Below are 7,016 nucleotides of genomic sequence, written 5' to 3' on the forward strand. Positions count from 1 at the left end.
GCACCGTGGGTCGCACGGCGGCGCTGGCGCCCCGCACCGCACCGCTCGTCGGCGCCCCGAGCGGGTCCGGCCTCCGTGGCGCGACGGCGACGCTGACCGCACCGGCGCTCCAGCGCGTCACCGAGCCCGGTGCGGCTCGGCGCCCGAGCCCGACCGCCGGCGTTCTCGACGCGCCGGCCGGCAGCGTCCTCGTCGCTCCGACCGGTCCCGCACCGGCGGCCCCGACGCGGGACGCCGCGGGAGGACCACCGTGGCCCGTCGGCTCGGGCGGCACCGTGCAGCGCACCGGGCGATCGTCACCGCTCCCGCTCGTGGCGCCGGCAACGGCGGGGCCGACCCCGGTCGTCGACGCGGCGGTGGGCAGCCCGCCGGACGCCCCCCGCGTCGAGGTCCAGCGCTCCCCCGCCGACGCGGCACCCGCCCCGGAGCCCCCGCCCGGACCCGCACCCGGCCCCGCACCGTCCGCGTCCCCGGCGGCCGGGACGGCCGGCGCGCCGCCCGACGCGGCGTCCCCCGAGCAGCTCGACGCCCTCGTGCGCCGGCTCGTGGGCCCGCTGACCCGCCAGATCAAGGCCGACATGCTGCTCGACCGCGAACGCCGAGGACGCCGGACCGATGAGCGCTAGCCCCCGCGTGACCCACATCCCCGCCCAGCCGCTGGTCCTGGACGACACCTCGACGGCGGTCAGCGTGCGGTTCGTCGTGCGCATCGACGCCGAGTCCCTCGGCGCGTTCACCAGCTGCGAGGGCCTCGGCTGCGAGGTCGTCATGGAGACGCGCGAGGAGGGCGGCAACAACGGGCTCGTCTGGCAGCTGCCGACCCGCCTGAAGTACCCGAACATCAAGCTCTCCCGCCCGCTCGGCGCCGGCAGCATGAACGTCTCGGCGCTGTTCTCCCGCATGGCCACCGGGTACAAGCTCTCCACCGGGACCATCCAGGCGCAGACGGCCGACGGGAAGTCCGTCGCCACGTGGGAGCTGCGCGACGTGGTCCCCGTGCGGTGGACCGGGCCCTCCTTCACCCCCGACCAGCCGAAGGTCCTGATGGAGACCGTGGAGATCGCGCACCACGGCTTCGTCGCGGCCCCGGCGCAGAGCTGAGGCCGTCATGGGCGCCGCGACCGTGCTCTCCGCCGCCGGCGGCGGCGGGCTCACCGCGCTCGAGCAGGAGCCCGGCAACCTGCAGCACGCGTACCTCGAGATCTGCCAGCCGGCGGCCGACGGGTCGCTGACCAAGCCCGGCCCGCGCCTGCACAAGCTCATGTTCCAGTTCAACCCCAAGGAGCTGACGCTCGCGAAGAGCGCGTCGTGGGGGCGCGACACCAGCCGCAACAGCAAGAAGAGCGGACCCCCGCAGTACAACGGCCCGCAGCCCGCGAAGCTCACGCTCGAGATGTTCTTCGACGCGTCGGCCGAGCAGGACGACAAGGTCGTCAAGAACGTCGAGCTGCTGTTCGAGTGCTGCGTGCCGACGCAGACGACCCAGCAGCAGAAGAAGGGCTCCCCGCCGTTCGTGCTGCTGCGGTGGGGACCGCTCACCGGCTTCCTCGCCTACATCGCGAGCGTGCAGGCGAAGTACACGCTCTTCACCGCGAAGGGCCTGCCGATCCGCGCGGTCTGCACGGTCACGCTCGAGGAGCTCGCCGGCGAGAAGCCCGGGCAGAACCCGACGTCGGGCGGGCTCGTGCCCCGGCGCCTGCACGTCGTCGTCGACGGGGACAGCCTCGCGGGGGTCGCGTACCGCGAGTACGGGGACGCGGCGCTGTGGCGGGCGGTCGCGCAGGTCAACGGCATCGACGACCCGATGCGGCTGCGCCCCGGCCAGCACCTGCTGCTGCCGTCCCTCGACGAGATCGCCGGCCCGCGCGGCGCCGCGTCGCCGTCCCGTGCGCCGGAGCGCCACCCGCACAGCAAGGAGCCCGCCCGTGCCGCACGGTGAGGAGCACGCGAGCACGCCGATCGTCGAGGTCGCGGGCCGGCCCCTGCCGGACGACGTCGCCGCGCTGCTGGTGTCCGGGTACGTGGACGACAGCTCGAACGTCCCCGACCTGTTCGTGCTGCGGTTCAGCGACCCGGGCACGGTCGTGCTGACGAAGGCCGGCATCACGATCGGCGCGAAGCTGCGCCTGCTCGTGCAGACCAGCGCGCCCGGAGGTCCGGTCCCGCTGCTGACCGGCGAGGTCACGGCGCTCGAGCTCGAGGTGTCCGCGGCGGGCACGCACACCGTCGTGCGCGGGCTGGACGCCTCGCACCGTCTCTTCCGGGGCCGCCGCGTCGAGGCGTACGTCAACGTCACCGCGGCCGACGTCGCGCGCACCGTCGCCCGCCGCGCCGGGATCGACGCCGGGACCATCGACGCGCGCGGCCCGGTGCTCGACCACGTCGCGCAGGACGGCATCGACGACTGGACCTTCCTGCGCGGGCTCGCCGACCAGGTCGGCGCGGTGCTCGCGGTCGTCGACGGCAAGCTGAGCTTCACGTCGGCGACGAAGGCGACCGACGCGCCGACCGGCTCGGCCGGCGCACGGCAGGACCCCCTCGTGATCGAGCAGGGGGTCAACCTGGTCCAGCTGCGGGCGACCGTCACCTCGGCGGGGCAGGTGCCGGACGTCGAGGTCCGGGGGTGGGACGTCACCGCGAAGCGCGAGCTCGTGGCGGTCGCCCCGGCCGGCAGCGCGAGCGCCGAGCTCGACGGGGTCACGCCGGCGTCGCTCGCCGCGACCTTCTCCAGCCCGCGCTACGTCGTCGCGGCGTCGACGTTCGACCAGCAGGCCCAGTGCGACGCCGCGGCGGCGGCCCTCGCCGACCACCTCGCGGGCGGCTTCGCGGAGCTCGACGGCGTCGTGCGCGGCAACCCCCGGCTCCGCGCCGGCACGGCGGTGTCGCTCGCCAACGTCGGTGCACCGTTCGAGGGCCGGTACACGCTGAGCGCGACCCGCCACGACTTCTCCCAGGACGCCGGGTACCTCACCTCGTTCACGGTCGGGAACACCTCGGAGCGCTCGCTGTACGGGGTCGCGACGGGCGCGCTGGGCGGGGCCGGCGCGCCCGGCACCCTCACCGGTGTCGTGACGGCGCAGGTCACCGACCTGAAGGACCCGGACGGGCGGGGCCGGGTCAAGGTCCGCTTCCCGGTGCTCTCCGACACGTACGAGAGCTGGTGGGCGCGCACGGTCCAGCCCGGCGCCGGAGCGGGACGCGGCACGGTCTGGCTGCCCGAGGTGGGCGACGAGGTGCTCGTCGCGTTCGGGCAGGGCAGCTTCCAGCAGCCGTACGTGCTCGGCGGCCTCTACAACGGCCGGGACCAGCCGGACAAGCCGTGGTCGGACCACGTGGGGTCCACGGACGGCGCCGTGACCCGCCGGGCCCTCGTCTCGCGCACCGGGATGCTCGTCGAGCTCCTCGAGTCGCCCGACGGCGAGCGGCTCACGCTCAGCACCGACGGCGGCGCGCAGGAGATCACGCTCACCCAGAAGCCGCAGGCCGGTATCACGATCGTCTCGAAGGGCTCGGTCTCGGTGACGGCCGACAAGGACGTCGAGGTGAGCACCGGGACGGGGAACGTCACCGTCAAGGGCGTCAAGGTCTCGCTCACCGCGACGGGGGCGCTCGAGCTCAAGGGCGCCACCGTCAAGGTCACGGCGGACGGGACCGCGGAGCTCTCGTCGAGCGGCGTCACGACCGTCAAGGGCTCGCTGGTCAAGATCAACTGACGGCGCCGCCACCGGGCGACCGGGGGCGCGCCCGTGGAGGGGGACGAGGGACGTGGGGCAGGAGTTCGTCGGCGCCGGCTGGGCGTTCCCGGTGCGCACCGACCCGACCGGGCGGATCGCGCTCGTCACGCGCGAGCGCGAGATCGAGGAGAGCATCCGGCTGATCCTCGCGACGTCCCCCGGCGAGCGGCCGATGCGCCCCGAGTTCGGCTGCGCGGTGCACGACTACGTGTTCGCGCCCGCGGACGCCGCGACCGCCGGGGACATCGCGTACGCGGTGCGGGTCGCGCTCGAGCACTGGGAGCCCCGGATCGACCTGGAGGACGTCGTCGTGCGCTTCGACGCCGTCGACGACGGCGTGCTGTTCATCGAGATCCACTACGCGCTGCGCGGCACGAACGACCCGCGCAACCTCGTCTTCCCGTTCTACGTGATCCCCGAGCACGAAGGTGGTGCGTGAGAGTGCTCCCCGCTCCCGACCTCGACGACCGGCGGTTCCAGGACCTCGTCGACGACGCGAAGCGCCTGGTCCAGCAGCGCTGCCCCGAGTGGACCGACCACAACGTCTCCGACCCGGGCGTGACGCTCATCGAGGCGTTCGCGTTCATGGTCGACCAGCTCGTGTACCGGCTCAACCGCGTGCCCGACCGGCTCTACGTGACGTTCCTCGACCTGCTCGGCGTGCAGCTGCACCCGCCGGCGGCCGCGACCGTCGACGTGACGTTCTGGCTGTCCGCGCCGCAGCCCGAGCCGGTCGTCGTGCAGCCCGGGACGGCCGTCTCGACGCGGCGCACCGAGGACGACGAGGCCGTCGTCTTCTCGACGCGCACGCGCCTGACCGTCCCGCCGCGCCGGCTCGTGCACGTGCTCACGCAGGCGGCGGGCGCGGAGCCCGTGCGCCACGACGACGACCTCGCCTCGGACGTCGACTTCCCGGCGTTCGCCCCGACCCCGCAGGTCGACGACGTCGTGCTGCTCGGGCTCGACGACGCCGCCCCCGGCTGCGCGGTCGTCGTCCGGCTCGACTGCGACGTGCACGGCGTCGGCGTCGACCCGCGGCACCCGCCGCTCGTCTGGGAGGCGTGGGACGGCTCGGGGTGGCGGCGCTGCGAGGTGGACAGCGACGCGACCGGGGGCCTGAACCGGCGGGGCGACGTCGTGCTGCACGTGCCCGCGAGCCACACGGCGTCGGTGGTGCGCCAGCTGCGCGCCGGCTGGCTGCGCTGCCGGGTCGTCGCGCCCGTCGAGGGCTACCCGGCGTACGGGGCCTCGCCGACGATCGGCGCGGCGAGCGCGTTCACGATCGGCGGGACGGTCCCCGCGGTGCACGCCTCGACCGTGCTCGACGAGGTCCTCGGCCTGTCCGAGGGCGTCCCGGGGCAGGTCTTCACGCTCGAGCACCACCCCGTCGTCCCCGACGGGCGCCGGTTCGTCGTCGAGGTCGCGGACGGGTCGGGCTGGGCGGAGTGGACCGAGGTCGACTCGTTCGCCGGCTCGGGCCCCGAGGACCGCGTGGTGCGCGTCGACCGCGCGACGGGCGAGGTCCAGCTGCCCCCCGCGGTCCGTGAGGCCGACGGCACCCTGCACGCGTACGGCGCCGTCCCGCCCAAGGGCGTCCCGCTGCGCGTGCCGTCGTACCGGACCGGTGGGGGCCCCGACGGCAACGTCGCCGCCCGGGTCATCGGGGTCCTGCGCACGCCCGTGCCGTTCGTCGACCGCGTCGAGAACCGCCGGGCCGCGCTCGGCGGGGTCGCCGGGGAGACCGTCGAGCAGGCCAAGGAGCGCGGGCCGCTCGCGCTGCGCACCCGCGACCGTGCCGTCACCGCGGAGGACTACGAGCAGCTCGCGCGGCGCGCCGCCCCCGGCATCGCCCGGGTGCGCTGCATCCCCGCGACCGCCGGACCCGACGCGCACGGGCTGCGCGTGCTGGTGGTGCCGTCCGCGGTGCCCGACGACGCGGGCGTGCTGCGGTTCGAGGACCTCGTGCCGTCCGACGAGGGGCTCGCGGTCGTCGCCCAGCACCTCGACGAGCGGCGGCCGGTCGGCGCGCGCGTGCTCGTCGAGCCGCCGTACTACCAGGGCGTCACGGTCGTGGCCCGGCTCACCGCCCGGCCGCGCGTCGCGACCGACGGGCTGCGCGCCGCCGCGCTCACCGCGCTGCACCGCTACCTCGACCCGCTCACCGGCGGGCCCGACGGCGTGGGCTGGCCGTTCGGGCGGCCCGTCCAGGCGGGCGAGGTCTACGCGGTGCTCCAGCGGCTGCCGGGGACCGAGATCGTCGACGACGTCCAGCTGTTCGCCGCGGACCCGCTGACCGGCGAGCGCGGCGAGCCCGTGCAGCGCCTCGAGCTCGACCCGCACGCGCTCGTGTTCTCGTTCGAGCACCGCGTGCGCGTCACGGCGGGGGTGTGACGTGCGCGGCACGGTGCCGGGGCTGACCAACCCGGTCGCGCTCGTCGACCGGCTCCCCGCGGTGTACCAGGACGAGGACTTCGTGCGGCGCTTCGTCGGCGCGTTCGACGAGGTGCTCGCCCCGGTGCTGCTCACGATCGACCGCCTCGAGTGCTACGTGGACCCGCGCCTCGCGCCGCCCGACTTCCTGTCCTGGGTCGGCGAGTGGGTCGGCATCGAGCTCGACGACGCATGGGGCCTCGCCCAGAGCCGCGAGATCGTCGCGGACGCCGCCTCGCTGCACCGTCGCCGCGGCACCCGCCCGGGGATCGAGGACGCCGTGCGGCTCGCGCTGGGTCTCGGCCTGTCCGACGACGCGGGCGCGCGCGGCGACGTCGAGGTCGTCGACTCGGGCGGCACGCGGTGGTCCGCGAGCCCCGGGGCGGCGCTGCCCGGCACGCCCGAGCTCGCGCTGACCGTGCGCGTGCGGGTCCCGGACCCCACCACCGTCGACATCCGTCGCCTCGACCGGGTCGTCAGCGCGGTCAAGCCCGCGCACGTCCCCCACACCGTGGTCGTCGAGGCCTGCACCGAGGAGGAGCCGTGCTGATCTGCACCACGTGCGGGACGCGCAACCAGGAGGCCGAGCACTTCTGCGCGGAGTGCGGTGCCTACCTGGCGTGGGAGGGCGAGCGCGTGGATGAGCCGGCCGCCGCCGGCTCCGTCCCCCCGCCCGCCGTCACGCCCACGCCCACCGCGAGCGTCCGGACCCCGTCGACCGGCAGGGCCGAGCCCGCCCCGGCCGCGAGCCCTGCGACGGCTGCGCCCTCGTCCGTGCCGAGGACGGCCGCGCCGGCGACCGTGGCCGCGAACGGTGCGGCGCCCGCGACCACCGCACCGACCGGCGCGGCC

At 75.6% G+C, this 7,016-nt stretch carries 6 protein-coding genes and 2 pseudogenes; 7 read left to right on the forward strand and 1 reads right to left on the reverse strand.

The window, feature by feature from the left end; genetic code table 11:
* The 7 genes and pseudogenes from AB6N24_RS22125 to AB6N24_RS22155 form a co-directional block, all read left to right on the forward strand.
* Window positions 1-626 (forward strand): annotated as a pseudogene (locus AB6N24_RS22125) (hypothetical protein); the annotation flags it as partial.
* Entirely contained in the window at window positions 616-1,101 is a 486-nt protein-coding gene (locus tag AB6N24_RS22130) for a phage tail protein (protein ID WP_412871519.1), read from the forward strand. The pseudogene AB6N24_RS22125 and the gene AB6N24_RS22130, both read left to right, overlap by 11 nt.
* 7 nt (window positions 1,102-1,108) lie before the next feature.
* A complete protein-coding gene (locus tag AB6N24_RS22135) occupies window positions 1,109-1,939 on the forward strand; it encodes a CIS tube protein (RefSeq protein WP_412871520.1) in 831 nt (276 codons plus the stop codon).
* Entirely contained in the window at window positions 1,926-3,713 is a 1,788-nt protein-coding gene (locus AB6N24_RS22140) for a VgrG-related protein (RefSeq protein ID WP_412871521.1), read from the forward strand. Before AB6N24_RS22135 ends, AB6N24_RS22140 begins: the two co-directional genes overlap by 14 nt.
* 52 nt (window positions 3,714-3,765) lie before the next feature.
* Complete coding sequence (locus AB6N24_RS22145; RefSeq protein ID WP_412871522.1) at window positions 3,766-4,173, forward strand: GPW/gp25 family protein; 408 nt, start codon at window positions 3,766-3,768, stop codon at window positions 4,171-4,173.
* On the forward strand, window positions 4,170-6,125 hold the full coding sequence (locus tag AB6N24_RS22150; RefSeq protein ID WP_412871523.1) for a putative baseplate assembly protein: 1,956 nt from the start codon (window positions 4,170-4,172) through the stop codon (window positions 6,123-6,125). Before AB6N24_RS22145 ends, AB6N24_RS22150 begins: the two co-directional genes overlap by 4 nt.
* Before the next feature lies 1 nt (window position 6,126).
* Window positions 6,127-6,714, forward strand: a complete 588-nt coding sequence (locus AB6N24_RS22155; RefSeq protein WP_412871524.1) for a phage tail protein — start codon at window positions 6,127-6,129, stop codon at window positions 6,712-6,714.
* Between the two features lie 61 nt (window positions 6,715-6,775).
* Here the strand turns inward: AB6N24_RS22155 and AB6N24_RS22160 are convergent.
* Window positions 6,776-7,016 (reverse strand): annotated as a pseudogene (locus tag AB6N24_RS22160) (hypothetical protein); the annotation flags it as partial.

It is taken from the genome of Cellulomonas jepli, assembly GCF_047229345.1.
In the GTDB taxonomy this organism is placed as follows: domain Bacteria; phylum Actinomycetota; class Actinomycetes; order Actinomycetales; family Cellulomonadaceae; genus Cellulomonas_A.